17 protein-coding genes, 1 tRNA gene and 6 pseudogenes are annotated in these 19,101 nt (G+C 70.2%); 9 read left to right on the top strand and 15 right to left on the bottom strand.

The annotated features are described in order from the left end of the window. Positions 1–60 precede the first annotated feature (60 nt). From ACTWQH_RS02475 to ACTWQH_RS02465, 3 genes are read right to left on the bottom strand one after another with little or no spacing between them, the layout of a single operon-like run. A complete protein-coding gene (locus ACTWQH_RS02475) occupies positions 61–963 on the bottom strand; it encodes an SDR family oxidoreductase (RefSeq protein WP_443284593.1) in 903 nt (300 codons plus the stop codon). Continuing rightward, a complete protein-coding gene (locus ACTWQH_RS02470; RefSeq protein WP_443284592.1) occupies positions 960–1,952 on the bottom strand; it encodes an alpha/beta fold hydrolase in 993 nt (330 codons plus the stop codon). The genes ACTWQH_RS02475 and ACTWQH_RS02470 overlap by 4 nt, the downstream gene beginning before the upstream one ends. Next, positions 1,949–3,469 carry a flavin-containing monooxygenase gene (locus ACTWQH_RS02465; protein WP_443284591.1) on the bottom strand — a complete coding sequence of 507 codons (1,521 nt, stop codon included), beginning with the start codon at positions 3,467–3,469 and terminating at the stop codon, positions 1,949–1,951. The genes ACTWQH_RS02470 and ACTWQH_RS02465 overlap by 4 nt, the downstream gene beginning before the upstream one ends. A 137-nt stretch (positions 3,470–3,606) precedes the next feature. On the opposite strand from ACTWQH_RS02465, the pseudogene ACTWQH_RS02460 reads away from it, so the two are divergent. Beyond that, positions 3,607–4,246: pseudogene (locus ACTWQH_RS02460) on the top strand (IS5/IS1182 family transposase); the annotation flags it as partial. 1,132 nt (positions 4,247–5,378) lie between these two features. Here the strand turns inward: ACTWQH_RS02460 and ACTWQH_RS02455 are convergent. The 5 genes and pseudogenes from ACTWQH_RS02455 to ACTWQH_RS02435 form a co-directional block, all read right to left on the bottom strand. After that, positions 5,379–6,014 (bottom strand): hypothetical protein, encoded by a 636-nt coding sequence (locus ACTWQH_RS02455; protein ID WP_443284590.1) that lies wholly within the window; start codon positions 6,012–6,014, stop codon positions 5,379–5,381. A gap of 96 nt (positions 6,015–6,110) precedes the next feature. Then, positions 6,111–6,518, bottom strand: coding sequence for a hypothetical protein (locus tag ACTWQH_RS02450; protein WP_443284589.1), 408 nt, complete (start codon positions 6,516–6,518; stop codon positions 6,111–6,113). Positions 6,519–6,916: 398 nt separating this feature from the next. Next, positions 6,917–7,117, bottom strand: a pseudogene (locus ACTWQH_RS02445) (ornithine carbamoyltransferase); the annotation flags it as partial. Between the two features lie 93 nt (positions 7,118–7,210). Further along, complete coding sequence (locus ACTWQH_RS02440; RefSeq protein ID WP_443284588.1) at positions 7,211–7,540, bottom strand: DUF4333 domain-containing protein; 330 nt, start codon at positions 7,538–7,540, stop codon at positions 7,211–7,213. A 274-nt stretch (positions 7,541–7,814) separates the two neighbouring features. After that, entirely contained in the window at positions 7,815–8,261 is a 447-nt protein-coding gene (locus ACTWQH_RS02435) for a hypothetical protein (RefSeq protein ID WP_443284587.1), read from the bottom strand. A gap of 292 nt (positions 8,262–8,553) precedes the next feature. On the opposite strand from ACTWQH_RS02435, the gene ACTWQH_RS02430 reads away from it, so the two are divergent. Both ACTWQH_RS02430 and ACTWQH_RS02425 read left to right on the top strand, forming a co-directional pair. After that, the gene (locus ACTWQH_RS02430) at positions 8,554–9,522 is read left to right on the top strand and encodes an AraC-like ligand-binding domain-containing protein (protein WP_443284586.1); all 969 of its coding nucleotides are present in this window, start codon (positions 8,554–8,556) and stop codon (positions 9,520–9,522) included. Positions 9,523–9,718: 196 nt separating this feature from the next. Then, positions 9,719–10,029 (top strand): annotated as a pseudogene (locus tag ACTWQH_RS02425) (transposase family protein); the annotation flags it as partial. A gap of 426 nt (positions 10,030–10,455) precedes the next feature. Here the strand turns inward: ACTWQH_RS02425 and ACTWQH_RS02420 are convergent. Next, positions 10,456–10,803 carry a hypothetical protein gene (locus ACTWQH_RS02420; RefSeq protein ID WP_443284585.1) on the bottom strand — a complete coding sequence of 116 codons (348 nt, stop codon included), beginning with the start codon at positions 10,801–10,803 and terminating at the stop codon, positions 10,456–10,458. A 246-nt stretch (positions 10,804–11,049) separates the two neighbouring features. Here ACTWQH_RS02420 and ACTWQH_RS02415 point away from each other — a divergent pair, with 246 nt between their 5' ends. Beyond that, entirely contained in the window at positions 11,050–11,433 is a 384-nt protein-coding gene (locus tag ACTWQH_RS02415; protein WP_443284584.1) for a hypothetical protein, read from the top strand. Here the strand turns inward: ACTWQH_RS02415 and ACTWQH_RS02410 are convergent. Beyond that, entirely contained in the window at positions 11,430–11,900 is a 471-nt protein-coding gene (locus ACTWQH_RS02410) for an NUDIX domain-containing protein (RefSeq protein ID WP_443284583.1), read from the bottom strand. The two genes, ACTWQH_RS02415 and ACTWQH_RS02410, sit on opposite strands and share 4 nt — an antisense overlap. Positions 11,901–11,902: 2 nt before the next feature. Further along, positions 11,903–12,328, bottom strand: a pseudogene (locus tag ACTWQH_RS02405) (XRE family transcriptional regulator); the annotation flags it as partial. A gap of 1 nt (position 12,329) precedes the next feature. Between ACTWQH_RS02405 and ACTWQH_RS02400 the strand changes: the two are divergent. Further along, a pseudogene (locus ACTWQH_RS02400) lies at positions 12,330–12,611 on the top strand (tyrosine-type recombinase/integrase); the annotation flags it as partial. A 144-nt stretch (positions 12,612–12,755) separates the two neighbouring features. Here the strand turns inward: ACTWQH_RS02400 and ACTWQH_RS02395 are convergent. Then, a tRNA-Gly gene (locus tag ACTWQH_RS02395) sits at positions 12,756–12,829 on the bottom strand. Positions 12,830–12,960: 131 nt separating this feature from the next. Between ACTWQH_RS02395 and ACTWQH_RS02390 the strand changes: the two genes are divergently transcribed. Then, positions 12,961–13,140: a hypothetical protein gene (locus ACTWQH_RS02390; protein ID WP_443284582.1), complete on the top strand. Its 180-nt coding sequence runs from the start codon at positions 12,961–12,963 to the stop codon at positions 13,138–13,140. On the opposite strand, the gene dcd is transcribed toward ACTWQH_RS02390, so the two are convergent. The 3 genes from dcd to ACTWQH_RS02375 are packed head-to-tail and all read right to left on the bottom strand — an operon-like array spanning position 13,137 to position 16,598. Continuing rightward, the gene (dcd, locus tag ACTWQH_RS02385; protein WP_443284581.1) at positions 13,137–13,712 is read right to left on the bottom strand and encodes a dCTP deaminase; all 576 of its coding nucleotides are present in this window, start codon (positions 13,710–13,712) and stop codon (positions 13,137–13,139) included. The genes ACTWQH_RS02390 and dcd overlap by 4 nt on opposite strands. 19 nt (positions 13,713–13,731) lie before the next feature. After that, entirely contained in the window at positions 13,732–14,463 is a 732-nt protein-coding gene (locus ACTWQH_RS02380) for a Yip1 family protein (protein ID WP_443284580.1), read from the bottom strand. Positions 14,464–14,465: 2 nt separating this feature from the next. After that, positions 14,466–16,598 (bottom strand): (Fe-S)-binding protein, encoded by a 2,133-nt coding sequence (locus ACTWQH_RS02375; protein WP_443284579.1) that lies wholly within the window; start codon positions 16,596–16,598, stop codon positions 14,466–14,468. Positions 16,599–16,859: 261 nt separating this feature from the next. Between ACTWQH_RS02375 and ACTWQH_RS02370 the strand changes: the two genes are divergently transcribed. The 3 genes and pseudogenes from ACTWQH_RS02370 to ACTWQH_RS02360 all read left to right on the top strand — a co-directional run bounded on the left by ACTWQH_RS02370 (position 16,860) and on the right by ACTWQH_RS02360 (position 18,983). Beyond that, a complete protein-coding gene (locus ACTWQH_RS02370) occupies positions 16,860–17,837 on the top strand; it encodes an LCP family protein (RefSeq protein WP_443284578.1) in 978 nt (325 codons plus the stop codon). Between the two features lie 63 nt (positions 17,838–17,900). Further along, a pseudogene (locus ACTWQH_RS02365) lies at positions 17,901–18,266 on the top strand (DUF488 domain-containing protein). Between the two features lie 69 nt (positions 18,267–18,335). Next, positions 18,336–18,983 carry an NADPH-dependent F420 reductase gene (locus tag ACTWQH_RS02360; protein ID WP_443284577.1) on the top strand — a complete coding sequence of 216 codons (648 nt, stop codon included), beginning with the start codon at positions 18,336–18,338 and terminating at the stop codon, positions 18,981–18,983. Positions 18,984–19,101: the final 118 nt, after the last annotated feature.

Raw genomic sequence — 19,101 nt, 5'->3', positions numbered from 1 at the left:
ACGTAGAACTATGCCCTATGACTTCTGCGTTACACCGACCGCCTGCGGGCGGCGGCACGGTCAGCCGCGCGGCGTGCTGCCCGTCTGAGGCGGGCGTTGGGCCGCCGCGCCCCCGGGGCCGAAGAGGCCGGTGGTCGGGCGAGGCTCGGGGCCACGGCGGAGGTGGCGTCGGGCGAGGGCGGTGATCACCGGCGGCAGGGCGCCGCGCGCGGCCTGGGCGGCGCGCAGCCACGGCTGGGCGTAGACGTGGGCAGCGCGGCGCTCGATCCCGGCGGCTATGCGGGCGGCCACCGGCTCGACGGGGTAGGTGCGGCCCGCCGGCCAGGGCAGGCGGCGGCGCAGCGCGCGGGAGGCCGGGTCGGTGTCGGCGCCGCGCACCAAGTCGGTGTCGGTCCAGCTCAGGTAGGCCACCCCGACCCGCACCCCGTCGACGGCGAGTTCGGCGCGCAGGCTGTGGGCGAACGCCTCCACGCCGGACTTTGAGGCGCAGTAGGCGGACATCAGCGGAGCGGAGGCGATGGCGGCGAGGGAGGCGATCTGGAGGAAGTAGCCCCGGCTTTCGGTCAGCGCGGGAAGGAACGCCCGGCAGGTGATGGCGGAGCCGATGAGGTTGACCTCGATGACCCGCCGCCAGAGGGCCTCGTCGGTGTCGGCGAATGTGCCGCCCAGCCCCACCCCGGCGTTGGCGACCACGATGTCCACGGCGCCGAAGCGGGCGGTCACCTCGACGGCGGTGGCGGCCATCGCCGGGGCGTCGGTGACGTCGGCGGTCCAGTGTGCGGACTCGCCGGGCAGGGCGGCGCCGACGCGGGCCAGGTGGTCGGGCTCCAGGCCGACCAGTGCGATCCGGGCGCCGCGCCGGGAGAGCTCGCGGGCCAGGGCCGCGCCGAGCCCGCGGGCGGCGCCGGTGACCACCGCGACCCGGCCGGTCAGGTCTCGCCGAGGGTGCGTGCCAGAGGTCATGATCGCTGCTGCTCCTGTTCTCGTGCCGGGCCCTCGGGTGCGGGGCCGTCCGGTGCCGCACCCAGGGGGTCCCCGTCCGGCCGGTCCTGCCTGGCCGTCAGGTGGCGCCGTGCCAGGGCGCGCAGCGCTTCGGCGACCCGGTGCGGCGCCTCCAGTGGCGTCATGTGGCCGACGCCGGGCAGCTCGATCAACTCGGTGAGGTGCGGCAGGCGGCCGGCGATGCGGCGGGCGTGGACGGGCGGGGTGAGCCGGTCGGCGGTGCCCTGGACGAGGGTGACCGGAAGGTCGAGCCGGGCGACCCGGTCGGAGAGGTCGAGCCCGGCCAGCACCCGGCCCCACTCGGCGCGTGGCCGGCGCGGGCAGGCCTGCACGGTGTGCGCGGTGAGGGCGCGCAGCTCGGGATCGACGCCCGGTCCGAGGGCGATGCGGCGTACCAGCCGCTGGGAGACGGGCGTGACCGGCCCGAACGGCAGCCGGCTGCGCAGCAGCAGCCGTTGGGCCCGGGCGCGGCGGGCTCCGCGCCGGAACGGCATGACCGTGGCGTCGGTGACCAACCGGTCGGTGCCGGTGCTGCACAGCAGCGCCGCGGCGGCCCGCTCACGCAGCGCTGGGCGGCCGGCGGCGGCCACCACCGCCATCGCGCCCATCGAGTGCCCGCAGACCACGGCCCGTTCGCCCGGCGGCACGGTGGCCGCCAGCACGGCGCACAGATCGTCGGCGAGCGCCTCGGTGGAACAGCTGCCCGGCGTGGCGGGGGTGCGGCCGTGCCCACGCTGGTCGTACAGCACCACGCGGTGGTCGGCCGCCAGCCGCCGCAACACCGGGTGCCAGAAGGAGACGTTGCAGGTCCAGCCGTGCACCAGCACGATGGTCGGGGAGCCGTCCCGGCCGTGGATCTCCGTGTGCAGCCGGGCACCCCGGGTGGACACCACCGAGATCAGGTCGCTCGCAGCGCGGGCAGCGGGCACCGGCGCGCCTGTCCCGCTCACCCCGCCCGCCCCGATCTCCGCGCCGCCGGGGCGCGCAGGATCTCGTACTCCGCCAGCGCCACCGCCCGGGTGACGCGGCGGAACTCCGCGGTGGTGCCGGGCCAGACTGTGGTGTTGCGGCCGCGCGCGTCGAGGTAGTAGCTGCGGCAGCCGCCGGTGTTCCACACCGAGCCGGCCAGCCGCCGCTGCAGCCGGTCGTTCCAGGAGCGGACCGCCGCCGGGCGGGGCGACAGGGCGACCCGCTGCCCGTCGGGGTCCAGCCCTCGCAGCCTGCTGAGCTTGGTGAGGTAGTCCTCCAGGTAGTTCAGCTGGGCCTCGATGATCAGGATCACCGAGGTGGTGCCAACCCCGCTGTTCGGCCCGCTGATCGTCAGCAGGTTCGGGAAGCCGGCGATCGTGGTGGCGCGCAGCGCCGCCATCCCGTCCCGCCACTTCTGCGCCAGCGTGGTGCCGTCGCGGCCCTTGATGCGGTGGCCGAGGGAGCCGTCGGTGACGCGGAAGCCGGTAGCGAAGACGATCATGTCCGCCTCCGCCCGGCGTCCGTCCGCAGCCACCAGGGTGCGGCCGCGCACCTCCCGCAGCCCGGCGTCGATGAGCCGGACGTGCGGCTTGACCAGCGTCGGATACCAGTCGTTGGACAGCAGGACGCGCTTGCAGCCGATCCGGTAGTCCGGGGTCAGCCGGCGCCGCAGCTCCGGGGCCCCGATGGCCTTGTGCATGTGGTGCCGGGCCAGCCACTCCAGCGGCCGCAGCCGGTCGGGGTGCCGGGTGAAGGCGTCGGTCAGCCCTTCCCTGACGGCCCACAGCAGCTGGCGGCGGGCGGCCCGGGTGGCCGGGAACCGGCGGTGCAGCCATCGCTCCAGCTCCGTGGTCCGCCGGTCGGCCCGCGGGATCACCCACGGCGGGGTGCGCTGGAAGACGGTGAGGGCGGTCACCTCCCGCTCGATCGCCGGCACGATCTGGATGGCGGACGCGCCGGTGCCCACCACCGCCACCCGCCGGTCGCGCAGGCCGTGGTCGTGGTCCCAGCGGGCCGAGTGCCACACCCGGCCGGGGAACGCGTCGAGCCCGGGGATCTCCGGCAGCCGGGGCTCGGAGAGCGGGCCGGTGGCCTCCACCACGAGGTCCGCGGTGAGCGGCCCGCGCGGCGTGTCGATGACCCACCACAGCTCGTCGGCGTCCCAGCGCATCGCCTCCGCCGGGCAGCCGAGGCGCAGGTGCGGGCGCAGCCCGAAGACGTCGGTCACCCGCTCCAGGTAGGCGAGGATCTCCCGCTGCCCGGAGAAGATGCGCGGCCAGCGGGCGGTGGGGGCGAAAGAGAACGAGTAGAGGTGGGACGGCACGTCGCAGGCGCAGCCCGGGTAGGTGTTGTCCCGCCAGGTGCCGCCGACCGACGCCCCCCGCTCCAGCACCACGAAGTCGGTGACCCCCATGCGGCGCAGCCGGACGGCGGCGCCCAGGCCCCCGAATCCGGCGCCGATGACCGCGACGTTGACATGCCCCGCGCCGGTGCCCACGCTGCGCTCGCCGCCTTCCGCGCGCTGCCGCCTCGTCCCGGTCGCAGTGTAGGACAGCGGTGTGAGGCCGGGTAGAGGGCCGGGGATGTGGTCCCCCACCCCGCCCCCCACCCCGCCCCTTCCCGCCACGCGGCGGAGCCCGCAGCGGCCGGCGAGGTGTCTTCGATACCGATCCGATGGCCACCCGGGACACCGTCACCCAGATCATCGCTGCCATCCGCGCGGTGATCCGTGAAGTCCCCGGCGCCGACCAGGTGTCCGCCGCGCAGTGCACCGCGCACGATTACACCGACCCCGGCAAGCCCTGCATCGCCTGGAACGATGAGCAGGCCCGCGCGGACCTGGTCGACCCCCTGGTCGGCGACGCGTTGCGGCTGCTGGGCCACCTGCCTGAACAGCAGCTGGGCGAGAAAGCCGCGAACGCGGTCGGCCTGCTGGCCTGGTCGCCGGGCAGGACGTGGAGCCGGCCGAGGACTCCGGCGGCCGCGACGGGCGCTGGCGCATCACCCGGGGCACCGCCTATGACCGGATGGTCTCCACCGTCGATGCCGAGTCCCGGCACGTGCGCGAGACCCGCTCCCACCAACAGGACGGCTACAAGGCCCACCTCGCCGTCGAGCCCGAGACCGGGTTACACACCGCCATCGCCCTCACACCCGGGACCGGCCCCAAGCACCACGAAGCCGCCGTCGGCATCGACCTGCTCGCCGATGAGGAGACGCCGGTGGACGCTTCGGTGACACCGCCTACTCCACCGGCGATGCCCGCCAGACCCTGTGATGCGACCTGAGTTCGGTGGAGCCGGGACGCTGGACGATCAGTCGTCCAGCGTCCCAGGAGGCCCGCACATGCCCTGCGGCTGTGGATCAGCGACCAGACGATGTACACCTGGCCCTGCCGGCACCGCATCGACAGCGGACATGAACCTGGGCTGACCAGCAGCGGCCACGCTGAAGTTGAATCCGAGTTGGCCTCCATCGTCGCGCGGCCGAGCTCCTGAGGCGGCTCTGGCCAGACGAAGGATGCGCAGCTGCGAATATGCCTGTCCGGCTGGGATGGCGCTGCCCGCGTCCGCGTTTCATTGCTCTATGGCCACCTGCTCTGGCCGCAGTTGCCCGCTTTCCCGTCCCTTTACGGGCATGCCGAGGGCGCGCGCCTCGCGACATGGCCTGACCTGGGGTTTTGCCGTGCGCAAAGGAAGCGCCGGGGAAAGTAGGCTCAGGTCTTTGGAGGCCCACAAATACGTACACAATCGACGTGCTGTCGTGGTGTCAGATGCCACGGAAGGCGCCTCCCGGACTGCCGGAAAGCGCCTCTGACCTGCGGTTTTGGAGCGGGCGACGGGAATCGAACCCGCGCTCTGAGCTTGGGAATCACAGGAGCTTCGACTGTGTCTCCGCAGGTCAAACGGCATGTGCATGCGGTCGGCGGGCAGTGGACGTGTTACCGACGCTGCCCGTTGCTGGCCGCGGGGTACTGACCTGCCAGGTGCGGAAGTGGTGCGGACGCGCGTTGCAGGGCCACAGAAAAGCGGAGCACAGCAGCTCAGGGGGAGGTAAGTCAGCGCTTTCCGCGCCGTGACCTTCGTCGACCGGTTGATTGCCGGTCACTGCTCCTCAGGGACTGGGCAGCGCCTGCTCGGGCCAGATGCGTCGCCATTGACGGTCGTCGAGGCGTGGAATGCTTCTGTCCGCAACCCCACAGCCAACGGATCACCAGGTGGTGGCGACCGAGCAGAGCGTGGTCCGTGTGTCGCCCTCGGGGGGACATCTGCCCGAGGCGTTCCTACCTCGTGTCGACCTCCCGCCGGAAGATGCCAGCGGGGGACCCGCTGAAGCACAACCAAGCAGACTGTCACGTACGGTTCCGTGGGAGCCCGGGGGTGAGATTCCCCCGGGCGACCCGACGACTAGCTCACCCCGGTGCCGCAGTCGGTGCGGATGCGCGGGCTGGCGGCCCAGGACTCGCCGACCGTGACGGAGTCCACTTCGACTCTCACCGCGAGGCGGTAGTTGTAGGTGCCCGTCCTGCCCTGCGGGCACAACTCAGTGACGGAGGGGCCCTGCTGGCTCCGCGTCCTGGTCCACGACGTGTAGCGCGGGTCGCCGTAGTCGCGCCAGCCTGACCAGCTGTCGCGCTCGAGTGCGTAGACCTGCCTCATCCGGCCCGGCAGCTCGCCGTGGCACTCGGTGGCGAACCCCTGACCGCCGATCTCGGCACGGGGCTCGGCGCCGCCCACGACGATCTCCCCCTCGACCGCGATCGGCTCGACGGTGGTGGTGCACCACCAGCCGTTGACCGTCTCAATCCGCACCGTCTCGCACTCCGTGACGGCGGCCGGCGCCCGGTAGTCGATGGTGCGCACGGCATCGGGGTCCTCGGGAGCCGCGTCAACGTCGCCTAAGATCATGGCCACCGAGCCGTCCTCGAACTCCTCGGCACGGTAGGCGAGCCGGGTGATGTGCGGCGGCTCGGGAGTGTGCTGCGGGCTCCACGAGGCGCACGGCGTCGGAGACCCGGGCCGAGCTGTCCGGCTCGCGGACATCCTCACAACCGCTCCGGAGCGCCACCGTAACAGGACACGATCCGACTGACCCGGTCACGCCTCAGCAGCACCCCCGCAAACGCGGCTCCCCCGGTTTCACCCATGCCCGGGCGTGATGCCGTAGTGCTCGCGCACCTCGCGGACGTTTGGCGGGCCGTTGAACCCCAGGTCGCCCGCTGAGACGACGATCGACCCGTCCTCGCTCCGGTACTGCTGCGGCGTCGCCCACCGGGGTTCGAGGCGCGGCTCGGCGGCGAACGCTCGCAACAGCGCGTCCATGATGCGAATCGCCTCGTCGCGTGACGAGGCCCGGAGGACCACCTTGCCCCGCTGCCAGCCACCACCGAACATGTCGCTGCAGTTGAACTCGGCCGACACCACACCGTCGACGGCGAGCGCTGTCTCCGTGAAGACGTCCTCGCAGTCCGAGTTCCTCGCCTGCCCCAGGCTGAGCAGCGCCGCGAGCACGCCGCCGACCGGCCCGGCCTGAGACATCCGGTGCACGAGTCGACGCCTGCGGCGTTCCCACCCCTTGCCCATCAGTGCTTCCGGCCGATGTGGGTGCCCTCGGCGGTTACCGTGGCGCCTGGCTGATCCGGGTCCGTCAGGAACCCGCTGTCGCGGAGATCCTGCTCATGGGCGAGGTAGCCAGGATCGGTGCTGCTGTCCATGGACGCCGGGTGGTTCTCGCTGTGATCACGGTTGCCCATCGCGTCGGACGGGGACCCCGGATCGTCGAGCGTGACGGTCGTGAGGCTGGAGCCTCGTTCTGGCCGCCGGGCGGGAACGGGAACCGCGAGTCCTCCCGGGCCCAGCCGGAGGACGGCGTCGTGCTCGTGCTGCATCTCCATGCTCAGAATTCCTTCCTCCGAGGTTCGGGAAGGGGTGATGTGGGGGACCTGCCCCAGCGTGGCGACCATCAGTGCCTTGATGGTTTGGAGGCGGGTCTCGGCCTCGTCGAAGACCTCGTCCGTGACCTCAAGCGAGGCCAGCCCGTGGCGGGCGTGGATCTCGCGGCCCACCGCCGTGCCCAGGTCGTGGAAGGCGGGCAGGCAGTGCAGGAAGTGCACCTCCGGGTTGGCAGTGGCGCGCAGCACATCCACCACCCCCGTCGTGCGCCTGGTCTTCCACGTCTTCGCGGCCGAGTTCATCCGCGAGCTGATGGTGGCCCGTATCCCGTCAGGCCGGCACCCGGCTCACTCCATGGGGGTCTCGTCGATCTGGATTTCGAACTGGGTGTCGTCCCCATCGACCGAGGTCGTCGTGACGGTCGCGCCGTAGGTCGGACCCTCCCCCGTGACCTCGCAGCGGATGGTGGCCCCCACCTCCGCCGGCAGGTCCTCATGGCAGGTGACGTCCTTAGGGGCGCCCTGACCGTATTGCTCCTCCAGGGTCGCGAGCGACTGCTGCTCGACCTCCTCCCTCTCGACGACGGGGTCGCTGCCGGAGCAGCCCGTGGACAGGAGCAGCGACAGCGCCGCCAGAGTCATTCCCGAGACGGCCAGGTTCCGCCGTATCTGCCGCATCGCGATCTCCTTATGGTTTTCCTGCATGACGCATGAACGGACGAGGGGAACTGCGAACCGCGTCCGGCGAATTCCCAGGAGAGCGATCCAGTTCGAGAGACGATTCGACCTCAGCCGTTAAATAACAAGCTCAGTAGCTGTTGTCTTGCCGGTCTTGAGGGATGCGCGTCGAACGGGAGCCCCGATCGGGGTGGTCGCGGGGCGCTTGGCGCATGTGCCGAGGGAAACACGTCCGCCCCGCAACGGTCAGTGTGGGACGGACGCGTTCGGCAGATTACTCACAGTAAGGGATCATCATTTCGCTGGGATTCCAGGTCTTCTCGCCGGAGCCTGCACCCCTCCAACTGAAAGTCGCCACCGCGCTGTAGCTCTGCTCTGGAAAGTTACACGGTTCGACGGAGGTGGTGCTGGCCTTGTCCTCGGTGCCATGCCAGCCGTCGGTGTCCGCCGCGTGACGCAGCGTCACCCAGCCACCGGTGCCGTCGGTGCGCAGAAGCTTCACGTTGGTGACCTTGACCTGGTAGCTGCCGCCACCGGCGACGTCGATGATCTTCGCCCGCGCTTGGAGGTAGCCGGTGGTGTTGTCCCACGAGACGGCCGCGCAGCGCTTGACTTGGCTGCCGTAGCACGTCCATGCAATTCCTGCGGATGCCGGCGTCGGGGTCAGGACGATCGACGCGCCAAGCGCCGCGGCGACCAACGCGCCAGTGGTGCGAAACATGTGACTCCCCGTTCTCTGACCTCTCTGGCCTCGCCCATGGACCTTAGGGTCATCGTGGGCTTCGGACTTTGTCATTCATGCAGGGAAATTTGTCAGTAGTGCACTGCCTCAAGTTGACGCCGCATCGGGCGAGGGCTCTGCGTGTGCCCGTCGAAAGCCGTTGCGCAACGAGAGAGAATCTGCTAAACTGGCGTCAGGAACGTCTGTGTCGTGTCGAGGAGTGGCTTGTGGGGGGACGGGTCGAGGTATTGTCAGGCTGGCTTTATGACCGACGCAGACGAAGGTCTGCCTCATGAGCCCGGTCCTGGACACCGCGTTCATGCCGCCGCAGGACCGGGAGGAAGTGCTCCGGCAAGCGGTGTGGGAATCCATGGCGGCGGTCGAAATCGAGCACCGTCCTCCGGCTGAGGGCATCTCCGTTCGCATGGGGCTCGGCGCCGTTGGGCCCCTCAGGATCTGCTCGGCGCGGGCGACCGCGGCCATTCTCCGCCGGACGGAGCGGCTGGCCCGGGAGGACAAGGAGCCGGCCGTCTTCCTCGGTCTTCAGATGACGGGCACCAGCCTGGTGGTGCAGAACGGTCGCCAGTGCCTGCTGAGGCCGGGAGACTTCGCCGTCTACGAATCGATCGTTCCCTACACACTTCTCTTCGACGAGGGAGTCGACGGCCACTTCTTCCGTTTCCCCCGCGCGGCACTCGCGCTCCCCGAGCGGTTGCTACGAGACATCACCGCGGTCCCCTTGGGATCCGACAACCCCATTGCGCGCCTCGCCTTCACATACTTCTCCCAACTGGCCGTCAGCGATGAATTGCACCAGGGCGTGCACGCCGACGCCGTCGTGGAACCCAGCATCGAACTGGTCCGTGCCGTCTTGGCGTCCCAGCACGGTAACGCCAGCCTGGCCAGAGCACCGTTGGAAGCGACACTCAGCCTGCGGATCACTCAGTACATCCGGGCGCACCTGGCTGATCCCGATCTGTCGGCGGCACGGATCGCCGCTGCACACGGCATCTCCGTGCGTCATCTCTACGCTGTGCTGTCCCGGTCGGGCATCAGCCTCGGAGACTGGATCCGTACACGCCGCTTGGCCGAATGCAGGCGAGAGTTGGCCGGCCCGAACGGCCGACTGCGGACCATCGCAGCGATAGGGCGGAGTTGGGGCTTCGTGGACGCGACCCACTTCAGCAAGGTGTTCAAAAAGGCATACGGAATCTCGCCTCGGGCCTGGCGCGACCAGAAACACCCCCGCTCCTCCGCGTGATGGTCTCCGCGCGGCCGCGCTTCGCGTGACCGACCTTGGATGCTCGGTCTGTGGCGGAGGTCAGGCGACCAGTACCAGTTCTCCGGTTTCGGTGAGTTCCGCGGTTGTGGCGCCGTCACGGGCTCGGCCGAGCACACCCCGAGCCGGCTGACGCGCTCACGCTCGCGGCGTCGGGAGAACCCCCGGCTCTCGCGGCGTGGAGTGCTGGGCCGATAAGGGCTACCGGGGCGCCCGGTGGCACTGTCCGCGTTCCCTTCTCGGGGGCGCTGGGAGACGCTGTCCGCAGGTCAGCAGGCCGTTGACCGCTCGCACACGAAGATCCGCACACTCGTCGAACAGGCCATGGCCACCCTCAGGACCTGGCGGCTCCTGCGCAAGCTGCGCTGCTCCACCACCCGCATCACCTGCTTCGTCCAGGCCATCCTCACACTGCACCTGAGAAGCCGTCTTCCCGGGCGCCGGATGCGGCCTGCGACAGGGCGAGGTCCTCGGACTGTGCGTCGATGAGCTCGCCGTGCGCACCGAGCGCCTGAAACGTCGCGACGCCGCCGGTGGCTGACAGGGTCACCAAGGCGGCCACCCGCTCCCGGCGGTGCTCGTCGGCCCACAAGACGAAGGAGCGAGTTCCGCTGCTGCGGGCCGCGAGGTATGCGGGTATGCCGCCCGGCGGCAGCTCGCGCTCACCCGACCCGCTCCTTCGTCCTTGGGCAGGTGCGGCTCCAGCCGTGCCCACTCAACATCTGTCAGATAACCCCGCCCACAGGGGCGGAATGATTCACGGTCGGCCCGTCACGTGGCCCGTCGGACAGGTCCTGGAGGCCGAATGGTCGCGGATCTTCCCCAGGGGCTAGTGTCCCGTTGAAGCCCGCGTCTGTAGGCCCCACCGCGATGGTGCCGTCCTCGCTCGCGTAGTCGAGGTACGCGACCGTCGCGTCAAAGTGTGATCCCCGCCTGCCGCTGCTGCCGCACACGCCGCGTCATCACCGCACCGGGGATGGCGACCGCGAGCAGGACTGGGATCGCGGCGACGATCCCGAACCAGAGAAAGATAGCGAGGTAACCGTAGCCAGCGTTCCCCACGTCCGCGTCCGCCTGTGCAAGGAGGACAAGGCTCACCACGAACGCACCCACCACGAGGACCGCGATGGTGCTTGCGAGCCAGATGAGAATGCTGGCCCATCGCCGGTAGCTGGCGCTGACCCCCCGGGCTTGCGGTGGCGCGTACGCCGTGGGCGCACCGGGCATCTGGGCCGGGTGAGGGGCTGGCTGCTGGTCAGGCATGGGCCCAGTTCTACTGTGCGCGGACCCGAAGCACCACCCTCACCGCCGCAACGCGCGCCGCGCCGGGGCGTTCCCCAGCCAGTACTCGTCCCTGCCTCGGCCAGGACGACGGCTCCGCGGGGAACCCTCCCCACATCCGCGAGGGATGATCCGGCAGCGTGATGCCATCCTGGAAGGGGCACGATGGATCGCCCACTGCTGTGCTGGTACTGCAAGTCAAGAGACGCGGACCAGAGGGCCATTCACATGCTGAATCTCAGACGCGACGAGCGGAACGTCTGGTTAGTCGTCGGTACCTGCCAGCGATGGCAGACCGGCAGCATCGGGATTCCCCGGTGCTTCCCCTGCAAGCGGACGCATTGGATCTACCAACTCCACAAGTGGACGTTGTTCGGGGCCGGTTGTCTCGTGATCCCGCTCACTATCATCACGCTCGCCGCGGCGATACTGGCTCACGACTACTTCGGATTCCGCGTAATCGTGCCGATCGTGATCCTGCCGATCGTGGCCGTGACGACGCTGATACGCATCCCCACCAGGCTGTACGTACGCCGTCACCCACGCAACGAACCAGAGGAATACCCGCCGCTTGCGGAACTGAAGAGACAGGGATGGACGATCGGGTCCTAGCCGAGGTGCGGCCGTTCGCGGTGCTGTAGGAAGTGGTCCAGCCTCAGGCGCTGTGTGTGGTGCATGCGGAGATCGTCCAGCTCGTCCGGCGAGACGAAGCGGAGTTCGGTGGACTCGTCGGAGATAGCCAGCTCGCCGCCGACGACGCGGGCGGTGAAGCAGACGTTGAACTGGCGGCGTACCTCTCCGTCGCTGTACGCGATAATGTGGCGCGGGTCGGTGTAGGTGCCCACCAAGCCCGTGATCTCGATGTCGAGCCCGGTTTCTTCCTTCACCTCGCGGACTGCCGTTCCGGGCAGGGAGTCGGTCAGCTCCATGCCGCCGCCGGGGAGGGCCCACAGGTCGTTGTCGCGTCGCCGATGGAGCAGGATGTGACCGTGCTCGTTGGTGACGACGGCGGAGGCCGCGACAACCATGCTGTTGGGCTCGGGGGCGTTTGGATCGTCGTAGTACTCAATCCGTGCCACGGTCAGCCTTCCTGTACGGGTCTTGCCGTCTCCCACACCGCGTCGAAGCTCTCGGCGTAGGTATCGAACATCCCACCGCCGTCACCGCTCCGGCGGAGGTGCCAGACGGGCGCGCCGTAGGCGTTGACGTCCCCAGACGTCTGCATTGCCGAACATCTGGTCGTCCGAGCAGTAGATGGAGTTGTAGAGGGTCGTGCCGTGCGTCCTGACATCGATGCCGGCGACGCCAACGAGCGGGCGGTAGTGCATGAGGGCGATCTGGCTGCGCGACTCGATGCCGTGGCCGAACCGCTCCTCCTGGCCACGCTGCTGGACGTGGTGCTGTCGGCGTCGCCGATGGCGATTCGGATGGTGCAGCCTTCGGCGGCCCGCTCCTTCAGGAGGTCGTTCAGCCGGGGGTACGCCTCGTGCAGGAAGACGGCGGCGTACGCGCCGGATCTGCTGTTCGTGGGGGAGAAGGGCAAGCCGTTCCGGCGGCCCTCGTTCGGGCGGAAGGGGCGCAAGGCGCGGGCCAAGGTCGGGCTGCCGGATGACTTCCGGTTCTACGACCTGCGGCACACGGGGCACACGCTCTCGACGCAGAGCGGCGCCACGCTGAAGGACACGATGGTCCTGGCGGGGCAGTCCTCGGAGAAGGCGGCGTTGATCTATCAGCACTCGACGCGGGAGGGAAGGCGGAAGGTCGCCGCCGGGCTCGATGCGTGGGTACGGCCGAGCGGGAGGGGGCGCGAAGGCGGCGCAGGAGAAGGTGAGCCGCTGTGCTTCTGGCACGGATTTGGCATGAAGCCTGTAAATCGGTCTAGACAACGCAGCGGTCCAGGTTGGGATTGTGTCCCTGACCTGGGCCTGAGTGTGTGGAGCGGGCGACGGGAATCGAACCCGCGCTCTGAGCTTGGGAAGCTCATGTTCTACCATTAAACTACGCCCGCGCTGGCCGGTGGTGTGCCGGTCTGCACGGGGGTCAGCGTACCGCATTGGCGGAGTGCCGGGTGTGGGGGTGGCGGGTTCGTCCCCTAATGTGGCGGGGGTTCGTCACGTATCCGGCAGGGGAGAACACGCGTTGCAGAGCAGCACCGCCGCCGTCGAGGTCGTCACCGTTGTGCGTTGCGCCGAGGGGCATGTCTTCGGCACCCGGCGGTTTCCGTTGCGGCAGTTGGGGAGTGAGCGCATCGGGCCGGGGCGGCTGTTGCGGTGTCCGCGGTGTGGGCGGTTGCGGAGGGCCGTGCCGGTGGGGCGTTAGACGCGGGTGCGGTGGAAGTTGAGGTAGGAGCGGGAGGGGGTGGGGCCGCGCTGGTGTTGGTAGCGGGAGCCTACGCCGCTGGTGCCGTAGGGGCGCTCGGACGGGGAGCTCAGGCGGAACATGCAGAGCTGGCCGATCTTCATGCCCGGCCAGAGCTTGATCGGGAGCGTGGCGACGTTGGAGAGCTCCAGCGTCACGTGGCCGGAGAAGCCCGGGTCGATGAAGCCGGCCGTGGAGTGGGTGAGCAGGCCGAGGCGGCCCAGGGAGCTCTTGCCCTCCAGGCGGGAGGCGATGTCCTCGGGGAGGGTGATCACCTCGTAGCTGGAGGCGAGCACGAACTCCCCGGGGTGGAGGATGAACGGCTCGTCGCCCGGCGGCTCGATCATGCGGGTCAGGTCGGGCTGCTCGACCGCCGGGTCGATGTGCGGGTAGCGGTGGTTTTCGAACACCCGGAAGTAGCGGTCGAGCCGGACGTCGATGCTGGAGGGCTGGACCATGGTCGGGTCGTAGGGATCGATCCGCACGCGCCCGGCGTCGATCTCCGTCCGGATGTCCTTGTCTGACAGAAGCACGCCGCCGAGGCTACCGCTCTCAGAGGGTGCCGAGCTTGACCAGGGCCAGTATCGCGAGGAGCTGGATGGCGGAGGCGGCCAGGGCGCGGGGCCAGGCGATCTCGTGGGAGCGGCTGACCATCATGGTGAACAGAACGCCGGCGAAGAGCCAGGTGGCCCAGCCGAGGACCTGGACCACGGGGGCGGCGCCGCCGAGGAAGAGGGCGACGGCGAGGCGTGGCAGGTCGGTCAGCGTCATGATCAGCATGGCGAGGCCGGTGGTGGGCGCCCACAGGCCGTTGCCGCCGAACTGCCGGGCAAGGTTGTGCGTGACGGTGCCGAGGAGCAGGGCGCCCAGCACCATCGCCACGCCGGTGACGGCCAGGTAGGGGATGAGGGTGCTGGTGGTGGTGTCGAGGATCGAGTCCCGCGCGCTGTCGAGGCCGAAGACGGCGACCAGGCCGTAGAGGAAGGTGACGACGAGCGCGGGGCCCCACATGCTGTAGTCCCGCATCTGCCAGAAGGTGGCGCTGGGGCGGAAGAGGATGCCGGCCAGCAGGTCCTTCCAGTGGAGCTTGGGCGGCGGCGGGGCCGGGGCGGGGGGCGGGGCGGGCTCGGCGTACGGGTACGGCTGAGGCTGCGGGGCTGCGGCGTACGGGTCGGCGTACGGCTCGGGGTGGGGCTGGGGGTGGGGCTGGGGCGCAGGCGGGGGGTACTGCTGCGGGTGCTGCCCGTACGGGCCGTACGGGTCGTCGTCTCTGTAACCGGCCACGCCTACGAACGTACCGCCTCCGGCTCCGGAGCGTCCTTCGCCCTGACCGAGTCGAGGAGCAACTGCGCCACATCGACGACCCGGACCCCCTCCTGGCCCTCCCGGGAGTTCACCGAGTCGCTCAGCATCACCAGGCAGAAGGGGCAGGCGGTCGAGACGTAGTCGGGGCTGAGGGAGAGCGCCTCGTCGACGCGCTCGTCGTTGATGCGCTTGCCGATCCGCTCCTCCATCCACATCCGGGCGCCGCCCGCGCCGCAGCAGAAGCCGCGCTCCTTGTGGCGGTGCATCTCCTCGTTGCGCAGCCCGGGAACGCTGCCGATGATCTCGCGCGGCGGGGTGTAGACGCGGTTGTGGCGGCCCAGGTAGCACGGGTCGTGGTAGGTGATCAGGCCCTCGACCGGCGTGACCGGGGTCAGCTTGCCCGCCTCGACGAGGTGCTGGAGGAGCTGGGTGTGGTGGATGACGTCGTACTCGCCGCCGAGCTGGGGGTACTCGTTGGAGATGGTGTTGAAGCAGTGGGGGCAGGTGGTGACGATCTTCTTCGCGGCGGCGCCCTCGAAGGCGGCGTTCAGCGTCTCGACGTTCTCGCGGCCGAGCTGCTGGAAGAGGAACTCGTTGCCGAGCCGCCGGGCCGAGTCGCCGGTGCAGGTCTCGTCGCCGCCCATGATCGCGAAGCGCACGCCCGCGATGTGGAGGAGCTCGGCGAACGCCTTCGTCGTCTTCTTCGCCCGGTCCTCCAGGGCGCCGGCGCAGCCGACCCAGTAGAGGTAGTCGATCGCGGAGAGGTCCTCGACGTCCTGCCCGAGGACGGGGACGGGGAAGGGCACTTCCTTCGTCCATTCGAGACGCTTCTTCTTCGCCAGGCCCCAGGGGTTGCCGCGGCGTTCGAGGTTCTTGAGCATCGTGCCGGCTTCGGAGGGGAATGACGATTCGATCATGACCTGGTAACGCCGCATGTCGACGATGTGGTCGACGTGCTCGATGTCGACGGGGCACTGCTCGACGCAGGCGCCGCAGGTGGTGCACGACCACAGCACGTCGGGGTCGATGACGCCGTTCTCCTCGGCGGTGCCGACCAGCGGGCGTTCCTCGTCCGGGGTGGTGCCCGCCAGCAGGTAGGGGGCGGTGGCGTTGGCGTGGTCGCGCAGCGACATCACCAGCAGCTTGGGGGAGAGCGGCTTGCCGGTGTTCCACGCCGGGCACTGCGACTGGCAGCGGCCGCACTCGGTGCAGGTGGAGAAGTCCAGCAGGCCCTTCCACGAGAAGTGCTCGATCTGGGAGACGCCGAACTGGGCGTCCTCGTCGGGGTCGTCGAAGTCGATCGGCTCGCCGCCGGAGGTCATCGGCTGCAGCGCGCCGAGCGCCGGGGCGCCGTCGGCGTTGCGCTTGAGCCAGATGTTGGGGAACGCGAGGAAGCGGTGCCAGGCGACGCCCATCGTCGTGTTCAGGCCGAGGACGATCGCCCAGATCATGCTGGTGGCGAGCTTGATGAGGGCGACGAGGTAGACGAGGTTCTGGAGGGTGCCGGTGGACAGGCCGTCGAAGGCGGCGACCAGGGGGTAGGTGACCAGGTGGGCGGCGCCGTAGCCGCCGACGTGGTGCAGGGCGCCCTCCAGGCCGCGCAGCAGGAGGATGCAGACGCCGATGATGAGGATGACGTACTCGACGAAGTACGCCTGCCACGCCGTGGAGCCGGCGAAGCGGGACTTGCGGCCGGCGCGGGAGGGCAGGCTCGCCAGGCGGATGGCCATGAGGGTGAGGATGCCGAGCGTGGTCAGGGCCGCGAGGAGCTCGACGTACACGGCGTAGGGCGTGAAGTCGCCGAGCAGGGGCAGCGTCCAGTCGGCCTGGAAGAGCTGGCCGAAGGCCTGGACGAGGGTCAGGATCAGGGTGAGGAAGCCGATCGCCACGAACCAGTGGGCGAGGTAGACGAGGCCCCAGCTGTTCATGCGGGTGTGGCCGAGGAACTCGCGGGCGAGGGTGAGGGTGCGGCGGCGCGGATCGTCGGTGCGGGTGCCGGCGGGGATCGGCTGGCCCAGGCGCAGCGAGCGCACGATCTCCACGACGGCCCGGCCGAAGAGCGCGGTGGCGACGGCGGTCAGCACGAGCGAGACGACGATCGCGACGAGTTGCATGGCGTTTCCTCGGATCCTCGGGCCTGAGGGACGGGATCGTGCTCAGGATCTTGGTCAGGATCTTGCTCAGGACCTGCACGATAGCCCAGATGAGCCAATCTTACTAGCCGGTAACTTGACGCCCTCGCCGCGGGGCGGTGCGCCACCGTTTGGGGGAGATATCCGCAAATCATCCCGGATGTCTGACGCGGCCCGCAGTCCGTCGTGGATGGTGGTGCCGGGGATCACCGAGATCGGACCGAGGAAGGGCGGAGGGCCGGGATGACGCGCGGTCAGAGGGTGCTGTGGTGGGTGCTGCTGGCGTTCGGCGTGGTGCTGGCGATCACCGCCGGCATCGCGCTGTGGGCGTACCAGAGCCTGGACGACAACATCCGCACCGACCACGCCGCCGCCGACGCCCTCGACCGCCACGCCGCCGAACGCCCGGCCCCCGGCGGCGACGGCGAAGCCCGCAACATCATGGTGATCGGCTCCGACCGCGGATCGACGCCCGACAGCGCCCGCTCCGACACCGTGCTGCTGCTCCACCTCTCCGGCGACGGGCGGCGCGCGGAGGTGGTCAGCGTGCCACGCGACATCGTGGTGGACATCCCCGCCTGCCGGGGGTGGAACGGCGAGCGGCACCCGCCGGAGCGGGCGCAGTTCAACTGGGCGTACCACTTCGGCGGCGCGGCCTGCACCATCCGCGCGTTCGAGCGCTTCGCCGACGTGCGCGTCGACCACCACCTCGTGATCGGCTTCGAGGACTTCGCCGACGCCGTGGACGCGCTCGGCGGCATCGAGGTGGTGCTGCCCCGGGCCGAGCACGACCCGAACGTCGGCCACCACCAGCCCGCCGGGCGCCAGCTGCTGGACGGCGAGGAGGCGCTGGCGTACGTCAGGGCCCGGGTCTACGTCGGGGACGGCAGCGACCTGAACCGGGTGGCGCGGCAGCAGGAGTTCCTGCGGCTGCTGTACGGAAAGGTGACCGACGAGTCGGTCGTCACCAGCCCGACCCGGCTGTACCCGGTGCTGGACGCGCTGACCTCGTCGGTGACCGCCGACCCCGGGCTGGACTCGCTCGGGAGCCTGTACGCGCTGGCCAGCGACGTCCGGGCGGTGCCGGGGAAGGGGCTGAGCTTCCACACCGTGCCGACGCGGCCCCATCCGGACCGGCCCAACCGCCTGCTGCTCGACCGGCCGGCGGCCGACCGGCTCTTCGCGGCGCTGCGCGAGGACCGGCCGCTGGAGGGAGCATGACTGGAGGGAGCATGACTGGAGGGAGAACGAGGGGCGGAGCGCGTCAGTCAGGAGGGCGTTGTGATGCGTGTGCGTGTGCGTGTGCGCGTGCGGCGGGTGTATGAGCCGCCGTCCCCGGAGGACGGCACGCGGGTGCTGATCGACCGGCTCTGACCGCGCGGGCTGAGCAAGGCCGACGCCGGGATCGACGAGTGGCCCAAGGAGGTGACGCCCTCGAACGAGCTGCGCCGCTGGTTCCACGGCCCGGAGGGGAGCTGGGAGGAGTTCCGCGGCCGGTACGAGGCGGAGCTCGCCGCGGAGGCGCCGGCCGCCGAGGCGCTCGACCGGCTGCGCGCGCGGGCCCGCTCCGGAGGGGTGACGCTGCTGACCGCCGCCCGCGCCCCCGACCGCAGCCACGCCGCCGTGCTGGCGGAGCTGCTGCGCTCCTGACGTGCTCGTGACGTGCTCCTGACGTGCTCCTGAGATGCGGGTCGCCGGGGGGCGTGCTCGCATGGAGAAATGATTGTTTCCATCATCGGCGCGGGGAACATGGGCCGTGGCATCGCGAGCCGTGCCCTGGCCGGCGGGCATACCGTCCGGCTGATCGACAGAAGCCACAAGAAGGCGGCGGACCTCGCCGACGAGCTGCGCGGCAGGGCCCCCGGCGCGGCGGAGGTCAACGCCTCCGACGCCATCGGGGTCGAGGACGCCGACGTGGTGGTGCTGGCCGTGCCCTACCCGGCGGGCCGCGACGTGGTCGCCGAGTACGGCACCGCGCTGACGGGCTCGGTGCTGGTCGACATCTCCAACCCCGTCGACTTCAACACCCTCGACGGGCTCGCGGTGCCGGCCGGGACCTCCGCCGCCGAGCTGATCGCGGCCGAGGCCGCCCCGGGCGCGCCGGTGGTGAAGGCGTTCAACACCACGCTCGCGGGGACCCTGGTGGACGGGCAGGTGGCCGGGCAGCCGCTGGACGTGCTCATAGCGGGCGACGAGGCGGACGCCAAGCTGACCGTCGCGGAGCTGGCCTCCTCGAGCGGGCTGCGGGCCCTGGACGTCGGCCCGCTGCGGCGCGCGCGTGAGCTGGAGGCGTTGGGGTTCCTCAACATCACCATCCAGGAGCCGCTGGGCCTGAACTGGTCGAGCGCGATCAAGATCATCTCCTGAACTGCTGAGCGGCTGAGCGACTGGGAGGCTGATCGGCGATGTCGGGGCGAGGGTGGTCGGGATCGGGATCGTGGTCGTGGTCGTGGTCGGGGTCGTTCCGGGCGAGGGTGCGAAGGGC

It is taken from the genome of Streptomyces sp. 6N223 (assembly GCF_052246635.1).
Classification (GTDB): domain Bacteria; phylum Actinomycetota; class Actinomycetes; order Streptomycetales; family Streptomycetaceae; genus Streptomyces.
Note: the sequence above shows the minus strand (reverse complement) of the source record. Positions and strands in the feature narration are given on the sequence as shown.

Bases quoted from the DNA above. Each gene is read 5' to 3' on its own strand.
- ACTWQH_RS02435 (WP_443284587.1), bottom strand. From the start codon at position 8,261: ATGTTTCGCACCACTGGCGCGTTGGTCGCCGCGGCGCTTGGCGCGTCG.
- ACTWQH_RS02420 (WP_443284585.1), bottom strand. From the start codon at position 10,803: ATGCCTGACCAGCAGCCAGCCCCTCACCCGGCCCAGATGCCCGGTGCG.
- ACTWQH_RS02440 (WP_443284588.1), bottom strand. From the start codon at position 7,540: ATGCGGCAGATACGGCGGAACCTGGCCGTCTCGGGAATGACTCTGGCG.
- ACTWQH_RS02415 (WP_443284584.1), top strand. From the start codon at position 11,050: ATGCTGAATCTCAGACGCGACGAGCGGAACGTCTGGTTAGTCGTCGGT.
- ACTWQH_RS02475 (WP_443284593.1), bottom strand. From the start codon at position 963: ATGACCTCTGGCACGCACCCTCGGCGAGACCTGACCGGCCGGGTCGCG.
- ACTWQH_RS02430 (WP_443284586.1), top strand. From the start codon at position 8,554: ATGAGCCCGGTCCTGGACACCGCGTTCATGCCGCCGCAGGACCGGGAG.
- ACTWQH_RS02375 (WP_443284579.1), bottom strand. From the start codon at position 16,598: ATGCAACTCGTCGCGATCGTCGTCTCGCTCGTGCTGACCGCCGTCGCC.
- ACTWQH_RS02370 (WP_443284578.1), top strand. From the start codon at position 16,860: ATGACGCGCGGTCAGAGGGTGCTGTGGTGGGTGCTGCTGGCGTTCGGC.
- ACTWQH_RS02360 (WP_443284577.1), top strand. From the start codon at position 18,336: ATGATTGTTTCCATCATCGGCGCGGGGAACATGGGCCGTGGCATCGCG.
- ACTWQH_RS02455 (WP_443284590.1), bottom strand. From the start codon at position 6,014: ATGTCCGCGAGCCGGACAGCTCGGCCCGGGTCTCCGACGCCGTGCGCC.